General features: G+C 48.2%; 15 protein-coding genes. 13 read left to right on the top strand and 2 right to left on the bottom strand.

From position 1 onward, the window contains the following. Positions 1 to 821: 821 nt before the first annotated feature. Entirely contained in the window at positions 822 to 3,008 is a 2,187-nt protein-coding gene (gene rho / locus QZ310_RS10770; protein ID WP_297072651.1) for a transcription termination factor Rho, read from the bottom strand. A 609-nt stretch (positions 3,009 to 3,617) separates the two neighbouring features. Between rho and QZ310_RS10765 the strand changes: the two genes are divergently transcribed. The 13 genes from QZ310_RS10765 (at position 3,618) to QZ310_RS10705 (ending at position 18,927) form a co-directional block, all read left to right on the top strand. Continuing rightward, positions 3,618 to 5,048, top strand: coding sequence for a transcription antitermination factor NusB (locus tag QZ310_RS10765; protein WP_297072650.1), 1,431 nt, complete (start codon positions 3,618 to 3,620; stop codon positions 5,046 to 5,048). 53 nt (positions 5,049 to 5,101) lie between these two features. Next, positions 5,102 to 5,428, top strand: coding sequence for a preprotein translocase subunit YajC (gene yajC, locus QZ310_RS10760; protein WP_297072648.1), 327 nt, complete (start codon positions 5,102 to 5,104; stop codon positions 5,426 to 5,428). A gap of 13 nt (positions 5,429 to 5,441) precedes the next feature. Beyond that, a complete protein-coding gene (locus tag QZ310_RS10755) occupies positions 5,442 to 6,413 on the top strand; it encodes a hypothetical protein (protein ID WP_297072646.1) in 972 nt (323 codons plus the stop codon). A gap of 70 nt (positions 6,414 to 6,483) precedes the next feature. Continuing rightward, positions 6,484 to 7,050, top strand: a complete 567-nt coding sequence (gene coaE / locus QZ310_RS10750) for a dephospho-CoA kinase (protein WP_297072644.1) — start codon at positions 6,484 to 6,486, stop codon at positions 7,048 to 7,050. Between the two features lie 198 nt (positions 7,051 to 7,248). Beyond that, complete coding sequence (locus QZ310_RS10745; RefSeq protein ID WP_297072642.1) at positions 7,249 to 7,977, top strand: polysaccharide biosynthesis/export family protein; 729 nt, start codon at positions 7,249 to 7,251, stop codon at positions 7,975 to 7,977. 22 nt (positions 7,978 to 7,999) lie between these two features. Continuing rightward, positions 8,000 to 10,294 carry a polysaccharide biosynthesis tyrosine autokinase gene (locus QZ310_RS10740; protein ID WP_297072639.1) on the top strand — a complete coding sequence of 765 codons (2,295 nt, stop codon included), beginning with the start codon at positions 8,000 to 8,002 and terminating at the stop codon, positions 10,292 to 10,294. Positions 10,295 to 10,361: 67 nt separating this feature from the next. Further along, positions 10,362 to 11,669 (top strand): hypothetical protein, encoded by a 1,308-nt coding sequence (locus QZ310_RS10735; protein WP_297072637.1) that lies wholly within the window; start codon positions 10,362 to 10,364, stop codon positions 11,667 to 11,669. A 41-nt stretch (positions 11,670 to 11,710) separates the two neighbouring features. Continuing rightward, positions 11,711 to 12,877 carry a glycosyltransferase gene (locus QZ310_RS10730; RefSeq protein WP_297072635.1) on the top strand — a complete coding sequence of 389 codons (1,167 nt, stop codon included), beginning with the start codon at positions 11,711 to 11,713 and terminating at the stop codon, positions 12,875 to 12,877. A gap of 343 nt (positions 12,878 to 13,220) precedes the next feature. Further along, positions 13,221 to 13,988 carry a glycosyltransferase gene (locus tag QZ310_RS10725; protein WP_297072633.1) on the top strand — a complete coding sequence of 256 codons (768 nt, stop codon included), beginning with the start codon at positions 13,221 to 13,223 and terminating at the stop codon, positions 13,986 to 13,988. Between the two features lie 126 nt (positions 13,989 to 14,114). Then, a complete protein-coding gene (locus QZ310_RS10720; protein WP_297072632.1) occupies positions 14,115 to 15,650 on the top strand; it encodes a hypothetical protein in 1,536 nt (511 codons plus the stop codon). After that, on the top strand, positions 15,647 to 16,609 hold the full coding sequence (locus tag QZ310_RS10715) for a glycosyltransferase family 2 protein (RefSeq protein ID WP_297072630.1): 963 nt from the start codon (positions 15,647 to 15,649) through the stop codon (positions 16,607 to 16,609). The genes QZ310_RS10720 and QZ310_RS10715 overlap by 4 nt, the downstream gene beginning before the upstream one ends. Beyond that, positions 16,602 to 17,798 carry a Coenzyme F420 hydrogenase/dehydrogenase, beta subunit C-terminal domain gene (locus QZ310_RS10710; protein WP_297072628.1) on the top strand — a complete coding sequence of 399 codons (1,197 nt, stop codon included), beginning with the start codon at positions 16,602 to 16,604 and terminating at the stop codon, positions 17,796 to 17,798. Before QZ310_RS10715 ends, QZ310_RS10710 begins: the two co-directional genes overlap by 8 nt. Position 17,799: 1 nt before the next feature. Then, positions 17,800 to 18,927 carry a polysaccharide pyruvyl transferase family protein gene (locus QZ310_RS10705; protein WP_297072626.1) on the top strand — a complete coding sequence of 376 codons (1,128 nt, stop codon included), beginning with the start codon at positions 17,800 to 17,802 and terminating at the stop codon, positions 18,925 to 18,927. Positions 18,928 to 19,024: 97 nt separating this feature from the next. On the opposite strand, the gene QZ310_RS10700 is transcribed toward QZ310_RS10705, so the two are convergent. After that, on the bottom strand, positions 19,025 to 20,953 hold the full coding sequence (locus QZ310_RS10700) for a peptidylprolyl isomerase (protein ID WP_297072624.1): 1,929 nt from the start codon (positions 20,951 to 20,953) through the stop codon (positions 19,025 to 19,027). Positions 20,954 to 21,073: the final 120 nt, after the last annotated feature.

The following is a 21,073-nucleotide window of genomic DNA, read 5'->3' as shown; positions in this document are numbered from 1 at the left end:
AATTTCGCCCTGCGGGCTTCATTGCATCGCGCTCGATGAGGGGCTACCACCGCACCGCTGCTTCGCAGCTCGCTTGCTGCCTTTCGGTAATAGAAAGGCAATCCGAATTTTGCCTTCCGGTTGGGGTTAATACGGATATTACCTTCTTGTAATAGGATGCCAATTCGGGTGTTGCCTTTCGGTTAGGGTTAATACGGATGTCACCTTCTTGTAATAGGGAGCCAATCCGGTTTTGCCTTTCGGTTAGGGTTAATACGGATGTTACCTTCTTGTAATAGAATGCCAATTCGGGGGTTGCCTTCCGGTTGGGGGTAATACGGATATTACCTTCTTGTAATAGGGTGTCAATCCGGTTTTGCCTTTCTGTAATAGTATGCTAATCCGGGTTCAATCCGAAAATCCGGCTCATGTAAGATGAAAAGAGATACAAAAGTCCCTATAACACGTTCCGTATTAGCTTGAAGCAATATAACAAATTCGTTATATGATAGAACGGAATAAACAAAAGTCCCTATAACATGTTCCGCATTAGCTTAGAGCAGTATAACAAATTTGTTATATGATAGAACAGAATAAACAAAAGCAACAGATACATAATTTGCTGAAAATTAATCTTTTTGTATCTTCTGACCGTTTGTCTTTCTGTACCCTTTTCAGATGTTGACGGATTTAATACGCCGTAATTATGGCTTGTGCCCTAATCCGGATTTTAGGATTGACTTGAAATCAGCACAACAGGCCCGCGGAATTCTGAATTCCACAGGCCTTTTGTGCTGATTTTGTATCTTTTTTGAAATTGATCCTTTTGTGAGGCGGTTGGATTAGTCGCCCATTGTGCGGAGGAGTTCGTCGTTGTCGGAGGTGCGTTCCATGCGGTCTTTGATGAATTCCATTGCCTCGATTGAGTTGCGGTCGCTGAGGAAACGGCGGAGAATCCACATGCGGTTGAGGGTCTCGTTGCGCAGCAGGAGGTCGTCGCGGCGGGTTGAGGATGCCATGATGTCGACGGCGGGGAAGATGCGTTTGTTGGAGAGCTTGCGGTCAAGCTGAAGCTCCATGTTGCCAGTTCCCTTGAACTCCTCGAAGATGACTTCGTCCATCTTTGAGCTTGTCTCGGTAAGTGCGGTAGCGATGATTGTGAGCGAACCGCCGTTTTCGATGTTACGCGCCGCGCCGAAGAAGCGTTTGGGCTTCTGAAGAGCGTTGGCGTCCACACCACCGGAGAGGATTTTGCCTGATGCGGGAGCGCAAGTGTTGTAAGCGCGGGCAAGACGGGTGATTGAGTCAAGGAGAATCACGACATCGTGGCCACATTCGACCATGCGCTTTGCCTTTTCAAGCACGATGGACGCGATTTTGACATGGCGGTCGGCAGGTTCGTCGAATGTCGAGGCAATGACTTCGGCGTTTACGCTGCGGCTCATGTCGGTCACTTCCTCCGGACGTTCGTCGATGAGGAGAATCATGATGTATGTTTCCGGGTGGTTCTCTGCAATGGCATTGGCGATGTCTTTGAGGAGAAGTGTCTTACCTGTTTTTGGAGGCGCTACAATCAGACCGCGCTGGCCTTTGCCGATAGGGGAGAACATGTCGACGACGCGGGTCGAGATATTGCTCGAACGACCGGAAGTAAGGTCGAATTTCTCGTTGGGGAAGAGGGGTGTAAGATGCTCGAATGCCACACGGTCGCGGATATATTCGGGTGAACGGCCGTTTACGCTTCGCACTGAGCTGAGGGGATAGTATTTATCGCCTTCGCGGGGAGCGCGGAGTGTTGCGTCGACAACGTCGCCGGTGCGGAGGGCATATTGTTTGATCTGTTCCTTGGTGACGAGGACATCGTCGGGCGAGGGGAGATAGTTGTAGTCGCTTGAACGGAGGAAGCCATGACCTGCGGGGTCGATTTCAAGCACGCCGGTTGTCTCGATTATGCCATCGAAATTATAGGGCTGAGGCTTCGGCTGATCGAACTGCTGATTCTTGTTGCGGTTCTTCTTGTTTTTCTTGTTCTGAGGCTGCTGTTTCTCCATTCCCGGTTCGCCAAGCACGATTGGTGCGGCAGGGACAGGTGCGGGAGCAGGTTGCGGAGCCTGCATGGCCTGTTCTTTTTCCTGCTGGGAGCGGGGTGCGAATGTGCGGCCACCGGCGCGGGGGAAGAGTGAGCCAAACGAGCTGTCCTTCGGGCGGAAGTCGCGTTTGGGCTGCTGCTGTCCGTCAGGACGGTTGTCATTGTCGGGAGCAGGCCCAATCATGTCGGGCGACTGGCCGGGGCGGATGAATACACCGTGGCGCGGACGCTCTTCTTTCGGCTGACCCTCAGCAGATTCAGTTGTGGGCTGGTTCTGCTGAGTATTTTCTGTGTCAGCATTGTTGTTGCTTGCAGCAGGAAGGAATCCCTTGGGTTCGGAAGACTTGACGTCGCCTTCGGCTGCTTCTGCATTATTATTGTTTTCGATTGCGTTTTCTGCAGCAGGAGCAGGAGTGTTTGTGTCTTCGGGGCGGGGATTGCGTGGAGGACGGCCACGGCGGCGCTTCGGCTGCTGTTCGCCCTGTTCCTGCTGGGCTTCGCCGACAGGCTGTTCTGCGCTTGCCGCTTCCTGCTGAGGCGCGGTTTCCTGCGCTTTAGCTTCGGGAGCGGGAGCGTCGGCAGCGTCCTGATTCTGCTGGTTTTGAGCGTTTTCGGCCTTGGGCTTGCGTCCGCGGCGCTTTGCAGGTTGCTCAGTCGGTTGTGCAGCGGCTGCTTCGGCAGGCTGCGGTTGTTCGTCAGGATTGTTTTTTTTCTGTTTGGAAGCGCTCTGGGGCTTATCCTCCTTATTATTGTCTTTTTTTCGACGGCCTTTCGCTATATTGGCAGTCGAAGTGGCAGCCACGTCGCGTGCCTGCTGTTCAAGAATGTCATAAATGATGCTTTCCTTGTCGGAAGAGTCGATTTTCTTTATACCATGTGATAGTCCGATTTCCCGCAATTGCGAGTCGTCCATGGCTTCAAGCTCATTGTAGTTATACATATATTTAATATATAGATTGCGGCTGAAAGTGTTCAGCGGCCCTGGGGGGATATATTAATAAATAGAAATCTTTAGGTAAAAATCCGGTATGATAAAAATCCGGTGATTATTTGCCGTGGGAAATTGATTTTTATCTGCCGTTGACAAATTGCATTCGAAGAAAAGTTGTCAGTGGGGAGAGGGGTGGGGTGTGAGAATGTGGATTGCTTGGAATTGAAATAGAGCGGAGAAGGGGAGTGGCGGAAAATTGAAAAGAGGGAGCTGCGCCCAAACGGACGGACGTAAGAAACCACTGCTTCACCGGATGAAAATAGTTGAAAACTGCTCTGTGGATTTTTTTTGAGGAAGAGATGTTTGTTGAGAATCTCGACCGGCGACCTTAATAAATTATCATGGATTATGAAGAGGGGGAGGTCGCTGATGCAGTCTTGGAAAAGACCGATCTTTAATCACTGCAAAGATACAACTATTTTTCTTAAACAACAAAGGAAACATGAAAAATGTTTTATATTGTGTTTTCATCCCATAATTGTGAGATATATTCAGAAAAAGTCGTAAATTTGCAGCGTTAAAATCATTAGCAAGTTATAAAAATAGCTCTTTATAATCATGATAAATCGAGTTTTGATCCGAATCAAAGTGGTGCAGCTCCTCTATTCCTACCTGCTTACGCAGAGCGAATTCAAGATTGAGCCCCCGGTGGAAAATCCTTCACGCGATAAGAAATATGGCCATGAACTTTATCTTGATTTGCTGATGATGGTTCTGGAAATGTCAGGCTTCGATGTCTCCTCCGGTCGCCGGCAGTCTCCTCTCCGTGGCATTGCACTCAACAAGCATATTGACCATAACGCACTCGCACGTTCGCTCAACGGACTTGACGAGATCAGGGCGATTATCCTGCGTGACCGCTCGGGCGTGGCGCAGTTCGACTCCATTATCCCTGCGATCTACGATGCCATCCCGACACTTCCAGCCTATAAAAGCTATATCCGTATCAAGAAACCCGAGCTTAAGGACGATGTGACCCTCTGGGCCTCTATCATCACCAACCTCATTGCCAACAATCCGGAATTCGTGGCCGTGGCCCGCAAGAACCCCGGCTTTACAGTGGCAGGTTTCACCCGTGGTGTGAATTCGCTCATGCACACGCTCAATGAGTATAACGACAACCGTGGTCTCTTCAACCATGCCCGTCATGCTCTTGACTATTCGCTTGACAAGGCCCATGAGCTTTACCACAGCCTCCTGCTCCTTTCGGTAGAGCTCACCCGCCTGCAGGACCAGCGTCTCGATGCTGCCAAACACAAGTTCCTGCCGACCGACGAGGATCTCCATCCCAACATGCGCTTTGTCGAGAACAAATTTGTCAAGGCGCTTTCTGAGAATGAGGATTTCATTGCAGCGGTAGATGAGAAAAAACTCAACTGGGACTCGGATGCTCTCCTTCTCAGAAGTATTCTCGACAAAATCACCGAAAGCGACTTATATAAGGAATACATGAGCCGCGAGGGTGAACCGACTCTTGAAGAGGATGCCGATTTCTGGCGACAGGTCTACAAGACCATCATCCTTCAGGGTGACGAACTCGCTGACGCTCTCGAATCCAAGTCCGTGTACTGGAACGACGACCTCCATGTCATCGGCACTTTCGTCCTCAAGACAATCCGTCGTATCGGTCAGGGTGATGTCTTCGGCGCGCTCCTCCCGCAGTTCAAGGATGATGAGGACAGCCGCTTCGGTGGCGAGCTTTTCGAGCTTGCAGTCAAGAACTATGAGGCATATCGCGAACTCATTGACTCCTTCGTCAACCGCAACCGCTGGGATGCCGAACGCCTCGCGTTCATGGACATTGTCATCATGGTCACTGCCCTTGCCGAAATCATGAATTTCCCCGCGATACCCCTTGCCGTAAGCCTCAACGAATATATCGAGATTGCCAATGCCTACAGCACTCCGAGGAGCGGAGCGTTCATCAACGGTATCCTCTATGCGGTCATCAACCATCTTAAGGAAGAGGGCAAATTGATGAAGGCCTGATTATCCCATTAAACAGACAGAATACTAATCTCCCAATATAAAAACAGAAAAATATGCTTAACACTATTCTTCTTCAGGGCAACAGCGCAAGCTGGGCAAACATCCTGATGATTGTGGCGCTCATCGCAGTCTTCTACTTCATGATGATCCGTCCGCAGCAGAAACGACAGAACGAAATCAAGAAATTCCGTGAAGGTCTCCGTGTCAACGACAATATCGTGACCGCCGGTGGTATCTACGGTAAGATCAAGAGCATCGACGAGACTACTTTCGTTGTTGAGATTGCCAAGGATGTCCGCATCACAATCGACAAGGGTTCTGTCTATCCTTCTGCACAGCAGGCTCTCCGCGACGCCGCCGAGAAGGAAAACAAACAGTAATCATTTCCTCTGAATGAACGAAAAAGCTCAGAAGATACAGAAGAAAGTGGCTACGGCTCTTAAATCGAGCCGTGGCCAAAACGTATTGCTCTACCTCCTCTTTGTGGCGGTGGCCTTCGTCTTCTGGGTTTTTCTTTCGCTCGACACCGAGGTGCAGCGGGATTTCGACATTCCTGTCGAACTGCAGGATGTCCCCGACAGTGTCACGGTGATAGGGCAGGTGCCCCCGTCGCTCGGTGTGAGTGTCAAGGGTAAGGACTCGCAGCTCCTGCGCTTCCTCTGGGGCAAGCTGTCGCCTGTCAAACTGAAATGGCAGGACAACATCGAGGATGATGCGCTTGTCCTTAACCATCAGAAACTCGATTCGCGCATGAGGGAATATTTCGGCAACGGTGTGCAGATTGTCTCATGCCGTCCCGATTCGTTGCGCCTTCCGTTCACAACCCAGCCGGGAGTGAAGGTGAAACTCATCGTCCAGGCTGACATCCATCCTAATCTCCAATACATCATTTCGGGTCCGATCATGGCGAGCACTGATTCCGTGACCCTCTATTCCGTAGCCGACCTTCCTCATTCGCTCAAATTCGTCTCGACTGAGCCTATCGTTAAATCAAATCTCAAGGATACGACGCGCTATGAGGTGAAGGTGAAGCCGATTGCAGGTGTGCGTATCATTCCTGATGTGGTGACAGTCACTGTGCCGATCGAGCCTCTGATTATGCGTAAGCGCTCTATCGGCATTGAGGTCGAGAACCTTCCTGAAGAAACCAATCTCATCACTTTCCCGTCGAAGGTCGAGATAAGCTATCTTGTGCCTATGAGCGCATATAACGATGACTATCCCGTGAAGGCCTACGTTGACTTCCGTGCTGCAAAGCCGTCGAAAAAGAAGCTTGGTGTGTCGCTGTCTTCACTTCCGGCGGTTTACCACAATGTAAGTTTTACGCCTGACAGCGTTGAATACATCATCGAGAACAGCAAATGATTCCGTAACGTTCTCGCCTGTTCCCCTCCCTGCCTTTGAATTCTAATCCATACACAATCCTGAAAATATTATGCTGATAGCTATATCCGGTGGTATTGGCTGCGGAAAGACCGTGGTGAGCCGAATTGTGGCAGCCATGGGCTATCCGGTCTATGATTGCGACAGCCGTGCCGCCCGCATCATGGACACAGATACTGCAATAAAAGCCAATCTGGCCGAGCACGTGCATCCAGAATGCATCACCCCTGCCGGAGAGATTGACCGCAAACGTCTGAGCGAAATCGTCTTTTCCGACTATGAGGCCCTGCAGCGCTTGAATTCGATTGTCCACGAAGCTGTCAGACGCGATCTTGCCCGATGGTATGGCGAACAGACCGCCCCGAAGTCATTTGTGGAGACGGCCATACTCTATCAGAGCGGTCTCGACAAGATGGTCGACGAAGTTTGGGAGGTTGAAGCTCCTCTTGACGTCCGTGTAGCGAGGGTCATGGAGCGCAACGGCTTCGACCGCAATCAGGTGCTTGCGCGCATCAGTTCGCAGGAACAGTTTGAGGTGGTTGAGCCACACGCCTGCGTCAGGATAATTGTCAACGATTCCATACTCCCCGTGCTTCCCCAGATAGAGGAGGCTATTTGAATTTTTGTGTCAGAACCATCCGCTGACGCATGAAATTGACATGCTTTTATAATATTAACGTTTTGTTAACGTTAGATTAGTGTAATGCCTCGGTGGTATTATGCTTTATGAGAACAACTCTTTATGAAAACCAAATCATTATTCCTGAGCGTTATTGTTGCCGGTTTGTTTGCCTCTTGCAATAGCAGCAAGACGGTTTTGCCTTATTTCACAGACATTTCAACCATTAAAGAGGGCAGTTTTCCGGCCGAGAACTATATGCCGGAAATCAAACCTGATGATGAACTTTTCATATCCGTGACCTCAATCAATCCCGAGGCCACGGCAGTCTACAATGTCCCTACGCTGAATCCCGCGACCCGTGAAATGTTCGGGAATACGATTACCCCGACTCCCCAGACCTACGTCGTGAGCAGCACCGGTGACATCAATTTCCCCGAACTCGGCAAACTCCATGTGGCCGGAATGACCACTGAACAGCTCCAGCAGGAACTTACAAATCAGATAAGCAAAGACGTGGAGGACCCGATGGTCATCGTAGACCTGGTCAACTTCAAGGTCAATGTGGCAGGTGAGGTCAACAATCCGGGCCAGATCCGTGTGACGCGCAACCGATTCTCAATTCTTGATGCTCTCTCTGCCGCAGGCGACATGACGCCCTACGGCGAGCGCTCGAATGTGCTTCTCATCCGTGAGAACAACGGCAAGAAGGAATATGTGCACCTCGACATGAATAAATCCGATGTGCTTGATTCGCCGTACTACTATCTCCAGCAGAACGATTACATATATGTGGAACCCAACAAGGTCCGTCAGGCTAACTCCAAATATAATCAGGACAATGCCTTCAAACTGTCGGTGATTTCAACAGTGGTCAGCGCCGCTTCGGTCATCGCTTCACTTGTCATTGCTCTCACTGTAAAATAAGTAAACACGAATATCTCGAATTATGGCAAAGAAAAACACATCAGACTTCTTTGATGTAAATGCTTTGGTTAAAACATACGTGTCGAAATGGTACTGGTTTGTCATTTCGGTAATTTTCTGCCTTGTCATGGCTTTCCTCTTCTGCCGCATCTACAAGCGGCCGATGGCCATCAGGGCCAACGTCCTGATTCAGCAGGAGGATTCCAACCCCATGGCTGACCTCGGGGGCATGGGCAGTCTGTTTGGCTCGAAAGGCTTCGTTGAGGATGAGGTGTTTGTCATCGCCTCACATTCGCTTTTCAGCGATGTGGCCAAAGAGCTTGGCATCAACAAGATGCACTATGTCAGTGACGGTTTCCTCAAATCGCACCTTGCTTATCCAGAGTTTCCTGTCGATGTCGTGGCCCCCGGCATTGCCGATACGCTTATGTCGACCATTGTGTTTAAGGTGAAAATCAACGATAAAGGCCTTGCGAATATCAAAGCCAAGGTGAAGCGCGATGTAATCGGTAAAGCCAAGGATGTCACTCTTCCGGCTCAACTCCACACCGACTATGGCGATTTCACCATTGTCACCACTCCTGAATATGTCAAGGGTAAGTCATTGAAAACCACCATCAGCTTTACCGGCTATGACGTTGCGGCCGAGGATCTTGACAAGGAGGTCATGGCCTATCGTGGAAGTAAGAAGAGCAATGTCATAAGCCTCGCGCTCAACACACCTAACGCTGACTACGGCACAGCCGTGCTCAACAAGATTATCGAGAAATATAATGAGCGTGGTATCAATGAAAAGAATCTTCAAGGCGAGAAGACAGCGGCTTTCCTCAACGACCGCATAGGACTGCTGTCTAACGAGCTCAATGAGTCGGAATCTGCAATCCAGCGTTATAAGGAGCAGAATCGGATAGTCGACGTTGCAGCCGAGGCCAACTACCAAAGTGTCAAAAAGGGTCAGATGGAATCCGCCGTGTTCAATACTGAGAAAGAAATCGCCCTTCTCAAACTCACCCGCGAATTCCTCGCAGACTCACTCAACTACACTGAACTCATCCCTGCGTCAGTGGCTAACGGTGGTGTGCAGAGCGGTATCAACACCTATAACGCCCTTGTGTTCAAGCGTCTTGAACTCACCCAGAATGCCAAGCAGAACAGCTATGCCCTCCGTCAGTTGACAAAACAGATGGATCTCGTCCGTGCCAACCTTCTTGTGTCGAGCGATAAGGCCCTTGAAAATGCCGAACTAAATCTCAGTAAGATTAAGGCGGAGCAAAGTTCGATTGCCGGAAAACTCGGAAATATCCCTACTCAGGAGCGCGAATATATCAACATGAAGCGCCAGCAGGAAATCAAGCAGGAAATCTATCTTTTCCTCCTCCAGAAGCAGGAAGAGAATGCCATGCTCCTTGCCAATTCAATTCCTAAGGGCCAGATTATTGACGAGGCTTTCTCGCTCAGCGAGCCCCTCGGTCTTTCGAAGAAGGTGATTCTTCTGATAGCATTAGTGCTCGGTCTTCTCTTCCCCCCGATGCTGCTCTATATCCGCAGTCTTGTGCGCAGCAAGTTCGAGACGAAGGAGGACGTGGAGCGCCGCATCTCGGCTCCTATACTTGGCGAGATGTGTGTGGACCGCTCTGGCCGCAACCTCGTCGTCTCTGCTACGGACACCTCTTCAGCTACGGAACTCTTCCGCCTCATCCGCACCAATCTCCAGTTTATGCTGGGCGGTGAAAACGACAAGGTTGTGCTCATGACCTCAACCCGTTCGGGCGAAGGCAAATCCTTCATCTCCCTTAACCTTGCCGCCACACTCTCCCTCCTTGAAGGCAAGAGAGTACTTCTCGTCGGCATGGACATCCGCAACCCGCAGCTTGCCAACTATCTGGGCATCAATCCTCCGATGGGTCTCACCAATTATCTCTCGGCAAGCAATGTCTCGCTTGAATCCATCATTCAGCCCGTCCCGGGTGTTGCTGACTGCGATGTCATTGTCGCCGGTCCGATTCCACCGAATCCCGCCGAACTCCTTGCATCGAAGAAGGTGGATGAACTCTTTGCCAAGCTCCGCACGATGTATGACTATATCGTCATCGACAGTGCCCCTGTCGGCATGGTCAGCGATACGTTCAGCCTCGACCGCGTGGCCGATGCGACAGTCTATGTCACCCGCGTCAACTACAGTACAGTCTCCGACCTTCGCTTCGTTGAGGACATCTATACCAACAACCGTCTTAAGAAGCTCTCCGTCGTTGTCAACGGCACGACTTCGAAGAAGGGCTACGGCTACGGCTATTCTGCAAAGAGTGCCCGTAAATAACCGCTGTTCCGGTTGTCGGTTATAGTAAAAAGTAAGATAAGGTCAAACAAGGTGAACCAACTTTGATATGGTAGAGAAATACAAGGTCTTTTCCGGCTTGTTTTTCGGGGCGATGTGGGCTCTTCTATGCTTCGGTTTCGTCGCAGAAGAACTCATTCCCCCGCTTGCATCGGCAAAAAGTGCGGTCTACCTTTTGTGTGACTTTGTATTTCTTGTTTGCGGACTCTATACATTACGGAACCGCCGCGATATAATTGTGTTTGGCAGTTTTGTCGTGCTTGGAGTGGTATCGGCTTGTTTGAACCATCTTGGATTTGTTTTCACTGTCAACGGCGCGCGTGATTTCTTCGGACTCCTGTTTGCCGCTCCTATCATTCGTTTCATGCTGACTTCCCGTCATCGTGAGCGCTTCATCGAGTCGTTTGACAAGCAACTTTACATCTTCCTTTGGATTCAGGCATTCTGCATGACTGAGCAGTTCCTGCGTTATGGTGCCAATGACCATGGCGGAGGCTCGATGGGTTATGGATTTTCCGGTATTGCATCGACATCCATTTATATCATCTCATTTTATCTTATTTCCAAAAAATGGAAATTCGGTAACTACTGGGGGGAGTTGGCAAAAAATAAAGTCTACGTTTTTCTCCTTTATCCGACATTCCTTAACGAGACGAAAATCAGCTTCCTGTTTCTATTGGCCTATTTTCTGCTTCTGCTTAAATTTGAATGGAAGACTGTATTCAAGCTGCTTGTATCAACCCCGATGATTATTGTCGGAATGATAGGAGCCGGTGTGGCATATCTTGGAATCACCGGTCAGGCTATGGAAGCAGTGTTTTCAGAAGACGCTATGGAAGCCTACATGGTAGGTGAGGATCCTGAAGGTCTGATGGAATTAGCTGAGTTAATACAGGATGAGGTTTATACGGTGGATGATATAGGCGGTGGTATTGATATTCCACGATTTACAAAGATTGTTTTTGTCCCGGAAGCACTTTCGTATTCTTCCGGAGGAATTTTATTTGGCGCAGGTCTTGGACAGTTTAAAGGTGGAACCGTTATTGAAATGTCGAAGTTTGCATCCGAATGGCAGTGGCTGCTTAGTGGTTCTCTTCCGTTGTCCTTTTCCATCTTGATTCAGTTGGGGATTGTTGGCTTTGTTTGGTTTGTTTTCAATATTGTGACATTAATGGCTCCGCGCAGTGCCTCTCTTCTCGGTATAAATATCAAATGTTTTATATGGATTATCATCCTCTTGGTTTTATTATATAATGACTCATTGCGTTTCTTCCCGTTTGCTTTTATCCTTTTTTACATTGCAATGAGAGGTTATGTATTTTCTGAATGCGATGGGGAAAGTGTGAAGGATGCCTGAAAAACGGGTGTCAATATTATAACACGGAAACAACTTGTTAAATGAGTGTTCAAAAAGACAAGAATATAAGGCCTAAAGCGCTGATAGCTGTGAGTCTCACAGGTTTCATGTCGTTCATACTTGATGATATTGACATCTTGCGTGATATGGGCTATGATGTGACTGTCGCTGCTGACAATCGTCTTGGTGAAGATTACATCCGCGGTGAGATCGCTCGTCGCGGTGCAAACTTCGTCGATATCAGGATGGATACCAAATCACCAGTGAAGAAGATTAATTGGGATTGTTACAGAAACTATTGCCGATTGATTCATGACGGAGGATATAAGGCTGTGGTATGTCATACCCCGATAACCGGTTTGGCAGTGCGCATGGCTGCTATCGGGACCGGAGCAAAAGTCATTTATGTCAGCCACGGCTTGTCTTGGACCCATCTTTCAGATTGGAAAACGAAGATTAAATTTAAGCCGATAGAGTTCTTTGCAAGCTGTTTCTGTGATGCCATTATAACTATTAATAATGAGGATTTTGAGGCTGTACAGTCGTTTAATTGTCCGAATGTTTATAAGATTAATGGTGTCGGATGTGACATAGCTGGCTACAGGGATGTACATGTCGATAGAATTGCCATGCGTCATGATTTAGGTGTGTCTGATGATAAAATTTTGGTGTTGGCCATAGGAGAGTTGTCTGAGCGTAAGAATCACATCGTGATAGCCCGCGCATTGGCTTCGTTGCCTGATGCACACCGTTATGTATATGCAATCGCAGGAAGGGAGATTGCTTCCTCGGGCGTTGGTAAGGAGATTCAGGCCTTTTGTGAGAATAATGGAGTACAACTCAAATTGCTTGGCTTCAGAAGTGATATAGACAAGCTCGTCCATTGTGCGGATATCGGAGTTATTCCGTCGGTTCGTGAAGGACTTGGGATGGCCGGTATCCAGCAACTTTGTGCCGGAGTCCCGATGGTTGGCACTGCTGTTCAGGGAATCAAGGAATATGTAATTGACGACCTTACAGGATTTACTGTCAATGAACCGGATGATATTCATGGATTTGCATCCGCGATTAATCGCCTTTCAGATGCGTCTCTCCGAAAATCGATGTCCGGCAATTGCATTCGTGTCGCCGAAAAATTTTCATTGGAGCAGTCACTCGCATCCCGACGAAAGATATTTGCTGAAGTTTTTAATGAGGCTCATGGTTAGCTTGTGTGGCTTATCAAAAAAGAGAACAGCGATGAATAATCCTGAATTATTATTGATAGACAAGGTCCCATTTGGAGAACTCACAGATTTATACAAATGGTGTGAGTATCTTAGGTGCGATTATAATATAACAGTTCTCACGACGAGGCATAAGAAAAAGTTTTGGGAAATGAACGGAGTGAATGTCATATATGTCCCGTTTAAATTTCCCCATTTGGTACGTGGCCTTATCTTTATCATAAGTGCCGTTTGGAAGAGCGCATTTTTCAAGGGCCCGATATTGGTGGAGTATTTCAAAGGTTGCTCTGTTTTGAAACTTCTTTGCCCCTGGCGGAGGATGATTATGGATGTCCGTACATTTTCGATTGAAGCCGATTCGGACGTGAGAAGTCGTGCTGATGCGGGATTGCGGAAAGAAAGCCGTCGTTTTGACCTTGTTTCCACTCTCTCTAAAGGTATTGCCGGAAAAATAGGGCTGGACACTGTCCGCTTGCTTCCTCTTGGTGCAGACGTTATTTCGACTGAACCTAAAGACTATATGAGTGGGTTGAATCTGCTCTATATCGGGACTTTCACCAACCGTAAGCTCGATGTGATGCTCAGAGGAATCAAATTGTTCCGCGACCGTCACCGCAATTTGCCGATGTCGGTTGATATTGTCGGCGATGGACTGCCGGGAATGCTTGATGGACTGAAAAAATTGTCTGCTGAACTTGGTTTGGATGAGATTGTAAAGTTTCATGGCTATGTTCCTTTGACACAGGTCAAACCGTTTTTCGACAGATGTAATGTCGGGTTAAGCTTCGTTCCGATAACTTCCTATTACGAGCATCAACCCCCTACAAAGACATTCGAATACGTCCTTTCTGGACTTTTCTGCATAGCGACCGCTACCGGAGCCAACAAGGAGATTATCACCCCGGAAAATGGCCTGCTGATTCAGGATACTCCGGAGAGCCTTTGCGACGGACTTGAACAATACCTTGCCATACGTTCGACTATCAACGAGACGACCCTTCGTGCCTCTCTCTCGGACAGCAACTGGAATTCAATTGCCCACAACTATCTTGTCCCTATTCTTGATGAATTGTCTGCCGGACAAAAAGATTAAAGCCATCTAAAAAATAATTCATATCACAGCATCGATAAATATTTATTGCGAAATTAAGTGGGTGTAAGGGATTTTTCATAATTTTGTATTCGGTACTCCCTAAATAGTTGTGACAGGGCAAATAAAATGACTACATCCAATAATAAGCGTATAGCGAAAAATACTTTTTTCCTCTACATCAGGATGCTCTTGATGATGGGGGCGACGCTTTATACCAGTCGGGTTGTTCTGGAGGTGCTTGGTATTGAGGATTACGGTATCTATAATCTTGTGGCCGGTGTGGTCGTGTTGTTTACATTTCTGAGCACGACGATGACCACTGCAACGCAACGCTATTTCTGTACTTTGATTGGTCGGGGTGAAAAAGGTTTGTTGCAGGAGATGTTTTCGTCAAGCTTGATTGCCCATCTCCTTCTGATTCTTCTTCTTGTTGTCATAGCGGAGACATTGGGCCTATGGTTCATCAACACACAACTGGTCATTCCGCCAGACAGGCACTATGCCGCGCTGATTGTCTATCAGCTTTCGATTGCTATCACTGTGACAAACGTATACCGCATACCGTTTAATGCTGCCGTCCTTTCCTATGAACGGATGTCGTTCTATGCCTATACCGGTATCGTGGAAGTTTTTTTGAAACTGGCCATACTTTGGCCCTTGTCAATGATTAAGGCCGACAAGCTTGTGCTCTATGTCATGCTGTTGCTTGCGGTAAATGTCATTGTGCTGTTATGGTATATCGTCTTTGTCCATACCCGCCTTGAGTCGGTCAGACATCGCTTTGCGGGCTTTAAATCATCATGCGTTACTGATATATTTAAATTTGCCGGATGGAGTTCATTCAGCGCGTTTGCAAATGTCGGTTCCCGTCAGGGTCTCAATTTCCTCGTAAATATTTTTTATGGGGTAACTCTAAACGCAAGCATCGGAGTGATGAATCAAGTGAGTTCCGCTGTCTTTCAGTTTATTGGTAACTTTCAGTCGGCGGTAACTCCTCCGCTGATAAAGGACTATGCTAACGGTGAGTTTGGAGAGGTGAGAAAGCTGCTCATTTTGTCATCGAAATTCTCGTTTTTTCTCTTGCTCCTGTTGATTACTCCGATTATATTCAATATTGACAAGATACTTGGAATATGGCTGACAGACGTACCTCCGCTTACATCTTGGTTCTGTGTATTCTCTCTCATATCCCTTCTCCCAAATACTATCGGTGGGCCTGTTTGGACGGTTATGCAGGCCTCCGGTCGCATTAAACGGTATCAGATTGTGATAAGTGCTGTGACCCTCCTTAACATTCCTGTCTATTACCTGTTGCTCAAATTAAATTTCAGTCCTCAATCCACAGTGTTGGTGCAGTTCGTGACAAATATGCTTGTCGTGTTTGTCGGAACGCGCATGGGATTGGGTAGACTTGGCATTACTGTCGGTTCAATGCTCACAGGCGTTGTGATTCCTTGCTTTTTGCCGTTGTTGATCGGATGGACATTGATTTTTGCCCAGATGCAATATCTCCCCATCCATATCTCCGGTGATTTTTTTGAAATCGTCGTGTCGGCGTGCTTGCAAATTGTGTTTGTTGGAATTATAATCGCCTTTGTCGGACTTTCTGGAAAAGAAAGAGAGCTATTCAAAAACATGCTGCTTTCAAGATTTAGAAAATGATTTCAATTATAATACCGGCTTACAATTGTGCTGAATGTGTCGGCCGGACCATAAATAGTATTCTCACGCAGACATATACAGACTATGAGATTGTGGTAGTCGACGATGGGTCTGCTGATGCAACATTCGATGTGCTGACAGATTTCGCAAAGAAGAATCCCGCCGTAAAAGTTTATTCCATATCTAACGGTGGGGCATACGCTGCGCGTCTTTATGGTGTGGGCAAGGCCGCTGGGGAATGGATCACTTTTGTCGATGCTGACGATGTTCTGCCTGCCAACGCTTTGGAATTGCTTATTTCCGAAGACGACGGTATGGCGGATATTATTGCCGGAACTTTAAGTTTAAACGGCAAGGATTTTCTGCCAAATAAACTTTCAGGACTCCAATCTCCTGAGAATTACATGGATGCTCTCTTGATGCACGAGACTTCGATAGGTCCTTACGCCAAACTTTATCGCAGGGACTTGTTCGGACGTACATCTTTGGAATTGGAATGCCGCATCCATCAGAATGAGGATTTGCTGATGCTTATGAGGCTTTCGGCAAAAGTTAAAGCTATAAAGATTGCACCCGACAAGGTGGTTTATGACTATATTCTCAATCCTCGTGGAGTCTCGAAACAGAAACGACCGTTGACTGAGTGGTTCGCTCTTTTTTCGTTGCTCGCTGAAGTGATTAAAACGCTACCATACGCCTCCGTTCTCCAGAAACCGTTCACATACTACAGAATCACTACTCTCTATGAACAAGGAGTGTTGAAGATGAACGATTTCAACGCTGTCGATCCGCAGCTTCATGAATTTTACAAATCCGTCAAACAGATGGATTTACCTGCTGATTATGCCCGTAAGTTGGCAATAATCAAATCTCCTTTTAGACGCTTTGTTTGGGGATGTGTTACGGTTGCTAAAAATAGAATTAAAGATTTGATTAAAGGCATTCTCAATTATGGCTAAAAATATCAGTAGTCTTGAAAATTGCTACGGTTGTGGCGTGTGTGTAAGCGCCTGTCCTGTGAAAATCATATCTCTTGACAAGAGTAAGGATGGCTTTTATATTCCGGTAATCAGGGAACAGGCTCGCTGTATCGACTGTGGTCTGTGTCTGAGGATTTGTGCTTTCAACCATGATGAGATTGCTTCGCAGTCTACCGATATTTTATCAACCGCTGTCTGGAGCAATGATGATGAAGTGCGCAGCTCATGCTCATCCGGTGGGATTGGCTTTGAAATTGGCAGAAAGTTGTTGGCCGATGGTTATTCGGCGGTTGGTGTCAGATATAATGCCGATTCTGAAAGAGCCGAACATTATATTGCAGATTCTGTCGATGAGTTCCGTGCTTCGAGAGGAAGTAAATATATCCCGAGTTTTACCGCTGATGCTCTTATTAAGATTGATTTGAAGAAGAAATATCTGGTTACCGGTACTCCTTGTCAGATTGATTCGTTCCGTCGGTTGATAAAACTCCGCAAAGTCGAGGACAATTTCATTCTGCTCGATTTCTTCTGCCATGGGGTCCCGAGTCTATTACTTTGGGACAAATATATCGCGGAGACCAAGACAAAAATCGGAAGCATCCGTGATGTCAACTGGCGCGACAAGCAGACCGGTTGGCATGATTCATGGGCGATGAGGATTGTCGGGCAGGCAGAAGGCGATGGTGCCGGTTCATCCGCCTGTCGGAAGGAGGATGAACACATTTCAAGAATGTCGCAAGGCGATTTGTTCTATGATTTCTTTCTCGGTAACTACTGCCTGAACCATTGTTGCTATAAGTCATGCAAATACAAGATGACCTCCTCTTCTGCCGACATCCGCATCGGTGATTTCTGGGGGAAGTCCTACGCATCCAACAAGGAAGGTGTCAGTGTCGCGCTTGCATTTACCGATCGAGGTAAGAGGCTATTGAATGACTTGAAAGACAGTTGCCATTTCGAGCCGCAACCTCTTGGCGTCTGTTGCGAGGGCCAGATGGCTCGTGCTCCGAAAATGCCCTTCATACGCAATCACTTGCTTGAGCAGTTACGTTCATCACGCTCGCTCCGGCAGATCCGTTCCGGATTGATTGCAGCATATAGATTGACTTTTCTTCACAAGCGCATCGCATATAGGATTAAGAAACTGATGGAAAGGGGGAGCAATTGATATGAAAATAGCTCTGATGACAATTTTTCAGGTACCGAACTATGGGTCGGTACTTCAGGCCTTCGCCACTCAGACTGTATTGGAAAAACTTGGCTATGAGTGCGATGTGATAAACTATAATTACCCCAATGACTGGCATTACCGTCATGGATTTATCCGGCCTTCGGCGTTGAAGCAACGTGTCAAGAAGGCGTTGGGGTTGTTAGGCATACATGTCGATAAGTTCAAGACCGGAATAGAGACATTCCGAAAATCACGGTTGAATCTCACACGGCTCTATAAGGATCTTGATGACCTCGCTGCCGAAGATTGGTCCGGGTATACTGCTTTAATCACAGGCAGTGACCAGGTATGGAATCCTCGTTTTCTTAAAGGAGATTCTGCTTTCATGCTGTCGTTCGGTCAGGATGTGAGGCGGATTTCTATTGCCTCAAGTTTTGCCTGCGACTCACTGCCGTCGGAGTTGATTCATAAGTATAAATCCTGTCTGGCTCGCTACTCCGCTATTTCCGTGCGTGAGGGGAGTGGGCTGAGGATTCTTCGTGAGCAACTTGGCCTTGAGTGTCCTTCCTGTACCATGCTTGATCCGACCTTGTTACTGTCTGCCGATGAATGGACGTCAAAGTTAAAGCTTAGGGATAAGCCTGATTGTAGGAAGTATGTCCTGCTCTATGTTCTTGACTATGCCTTTGACCCTCGTCCACAGATTTTGGATATAGCTGCAAAAATGAAAGAGCGTTATGCTTGTGACACAATTATAACTTTTTCAGAAAGAGACAGTCCTGAGGTCCGCGAACTTGGAGCTGTCAGTGTCGAGGTTCGGTCGGTCGATGAATTTGTCGGCTATTTCAAAAATGCAACCGTTGTGGTGACATCTTCCTTCCACGGCACAGCTTTTGCCCTTAATTATTCGCGCCCTTTGATTTCTGTCTGTCCTCAAAAAAGCGACGAACGGCAGCAAGGGTTGCTTAACGAATTGGGTATACCATCCAATGGTGTCGCTGCAACGAGTCCGATTGAATCTATTGATACTCTTGATGCAGACTATGATACCTTCAAAGTTCAATCGGCATTGACTGCCCGTCGTCAGAAACATTTAGAATGGATAAAGGCTTCGATTGAGCCTTGACAGTTAAATGCCAGTGAAAATAAAAAGCAGAAGATTAGAGCGTTTTAACTCTAATCTTCTGCTTTTTGTTTCCGCTGGTTTCGGAAAGCCTCAGCATTCAATCCCTTATTTTCTTCAAGGCTTTCTTGTTGATTTTGACTTTGTATTTCTTGCGGAGGGAGTTGACCCAGTTCTGTTCGAGTTCCTGCTGATAGTCGCCGGTGATGGCGCCGCGCACGTCGGCTGCTTCCTCAGGGGTGTCGATGATACGACCGTTGTAGGCGAACCATGCTGTCCATTTGCCGGGTGCCTCGGGACGTTCGCCGTTGAAAGCGACATTGTCGACAATGGCATTCTCACCCTTGGCAGTCACCACGCGCTCAATCTTGATATGGCGGCCGAAATTGTCGCGCAGACGGTTGACGAGCGAATCATTTTCGATTTTGGTTGATGCAAGATAATCCTTGGCCGCACCTGCAATGGAGTCTGAGGTCGCGAAGACCACATAACCCTTATAGTGAGGGGCATCCCAGTTGTATTTCGAGCGGTTTGCTGCGAAATAATTTGCAAGTCCCTCGCTGTCGGTCGTCGAGCGTTCCCACACATTGCGGTTGCTGATTTCAAAGAGAAGGATACCGTCGCGATACTCGTTGACGAGGTTGCGGTAGTCGGCATTCTCTTCTGCAAGACGTTCGCGCGCTTTGCCGATGACGGTCTCGTCGATGAGACTGTTCATTCCAAGGTTGAAAGCGGTGAAAGCATCTGCAGCGCCTTTGCGTACGTTTTCAGGAAGAGAGTTGCTGACCTCGGCGGCGGTGAGCTGGCGGTCACCGACAGTCGCAACCACCTCGTTGCCTGCTGTCGCAAAAGCTGCTGCGAGGTCGGAAGCCGCACCCATTCTGTCCTTCAGGCCGAAAAGCGCAGTGGAATCGACCTTCACGCCAAACTCGCGTTTCAGCTCTGCAAGGCGTTCCTTTTCAGGCATTGTCGAGCGCATGTCGCGGTTGATTGCAGCCTGTATGCCCGGAAGCTCCTCCTCGATTGTGCCGATGCTGTGGTGAGCGAGTGTCTGGACGATATGGTAGCCGTATGAGGTCTGGAACGGGGCTGAAATTTCCCCCTCCTTAAGTCCGAAGGATGTTTCCTCGAATTCCTTGACCATCTGGCCGGGGCCGAATGTGCCGAGCTTACCGCCGTTGGCTGCCGAACCGGGATCCTCGCTTTCCGCACGGGCTATTGCATCGAAGTCGCCGCCGTTGAGCAGGAGGGCATGGATTGAGTCAATCTGCGCCTTCTTGACCGCTGCTTCCTCAGGAGTAAGTCCCTGGGTCAGTTTGAGGATATGGCGGGCTTCCACCTTTCCGGGATTCGGACGCTCGTCCTCTACCTTTATGATATGGTAGCCGTAAGGAGCATCGTCAATCACCTCTGAAATCTCGCCGACAGGAGTATTGTAGGCGGCATATTCGAAAGGATAGGGGAAACGGTTTGCAAGGATGTAGCCCATTGAGCCACGGTTGCGGAGCGCCGATCGGTCCGACGAATATTTCATCGCCATCTCGCCGAAGTCTGCACCGCCGTTCACGATGGCATTCCTGATGCTGTCGAGGCGCTGGCGGTTGGCCACGTTCTCATCGTAGGTGCTTCCCATCGGGAGCATGATGTGGCTGACGCGGCGCGAGGTGGCCAGGCGGCCGTATGCTTCGTCGATGAGCTTCTTCCCGACAAGTGTGTCGCTCAGATATGGCTTGGAGAGTTCGGCACAGTAGCTTTCATATTCCTTCTTGAATCCGTCGGTCAGATGCAGACCTGCGGCTTCAGCCTCGGCTACCTTGAGCTTGTAGACTACGAACATGTCCACATACTCCTCCATTGTCTGCGGAGCGAGCTGTTGGAGATTGTTTTTCTGATAGAGGTATTCAAATTCGCTCTGGCGTATGTCCTTCCCGTTTACAGTCATCACGACGGGGTCGGTTGTCTTTGCAGCCGTGGCCGAGATGATGGCCGATGCGGCTATGGCAGACAGGATAAGCGTTTTTTTCTTCATGATTTTGTGGCGTATAGACCAATGTTTTCAGTTACATTTATCTAACGGATTTCTCCACGCTTTATTGCGGTCATGCATCTAAAACATCTTATTCAAAGGTTGTCGCGGGAGCTTAAATGG

This window comes from uncultured Duncaniella sp. (assembly GCF_910577345.1).
In the GTDB taxonomy this organism is placed as follows: Bacteria; Bacteroidota; Bacteroidia; order Bacteroidales; family Muribaculaceae; genus Duncaniella.
Note: the sequence above shows the minus strand (reverse complement) of the source record. Positions and strands in the feature narration are given on the sequence as shown.

Excerpts from the sequence above, each read along its gene's own strand:
- rho (WP_297072651.1), bottom strand. The coding sequence starts at position 3,008 with ATGTATAACTACAATGAGCTTGAAGCCATGGACGACTCGCAATTGCGG.
- QZ310_RS10765 (WP_297072650.1), top strand. The coding sequence starts at position 3,618 with ATGATAAATCGAGTTTTGATCCGAATCAAAGTGGTGCAGCTCCTCTAT.
- yajC (WP_297072648.1), top strand. The coding sequence starts at position 5,102 with ATGCTTAACACTATTCTTCTTCAGGGCAACAGCGCAAGCTGGGCAAAC.
- QZ310_RS10755 (WP_297072646.1), top strand. The coding sequence starts at position 5,442 with ATGAACGAAAAAGCTCAGAAGATACAGAAGAAAGTGGCTACGGCTCTT.
- coaE (WP_297072644.1), top strand. The coding sequence starts at position 6,484 with ATGCTGATAGCTATATCCGGTGGTATTGGCTGCGGAAAGACCGTGGTG.
- QZ310_RS10740 (WP_297072639.1), top strand. The coding sequence starts at position 8,000 with ATGGCAAAGAAAAACACATCAGACTTCTTTGATGTAAATGCTTTGGTT.
- QZ310_RS10735 (WP_297072637.1), top strand. The coding sequence starts at position 10,362 with ATGGTAGAGAAATACAAGGTCTTTTCCGGCTTGTTTTTCGGGGCGATG.
- QZ310_RS10730 (WP_297072635.1), top strand. The coding sequence starts at position 11,711 with ATGAGTGTTCAAAAAGACAAGAATATAAGGCCTAAAGCGCTGATAGCT.
- QZ310_RS10725 (WP_297072633.1), top strand. The coding sequence starts at position 13,221 with ATGGATGTCCGTACATTTTCGATTGAAGCCGATTCGGACGTGAGAAGT.
- QZ310_RS10720 (WP_297072632.1), top strand. The coding sequence starts at position 14,115 with ATGACTACATCCAATAATAAGCGTATAGCGAAAAATACTTTTTTCCTC.
- QZ310_RS10715 (WP_297072630.1), top strand. The coding sequence starts at position 15,647 with ATGATTTCAATTATAATACCGGCTTACAATTGTGCTGAATGTGTCGGC.
- QZ310_RS10710 (WP_297072628.1), top strand. The coding sequence starts at position 16,602 with ATGGCTAAAAATATCAGTAGTCTTGAAAATTGCTACGGTTGTGGCGTG.
- QZ310_RS10705 (WP_297072626.1), top strand. The coding sequence starts at position 17,800 with ATGAAAATAGCTCTGATGACAATTTTTCAGGTACCGAACTATGGGTCG.
- QZ310_RS10700 (WP_297072624.1), bottom strand. The coding sequence starts at position 20,953 with ATGAAGAAAAAAACGCTTATCCTGTCTGCCATAGCCGCATCGGCCATC.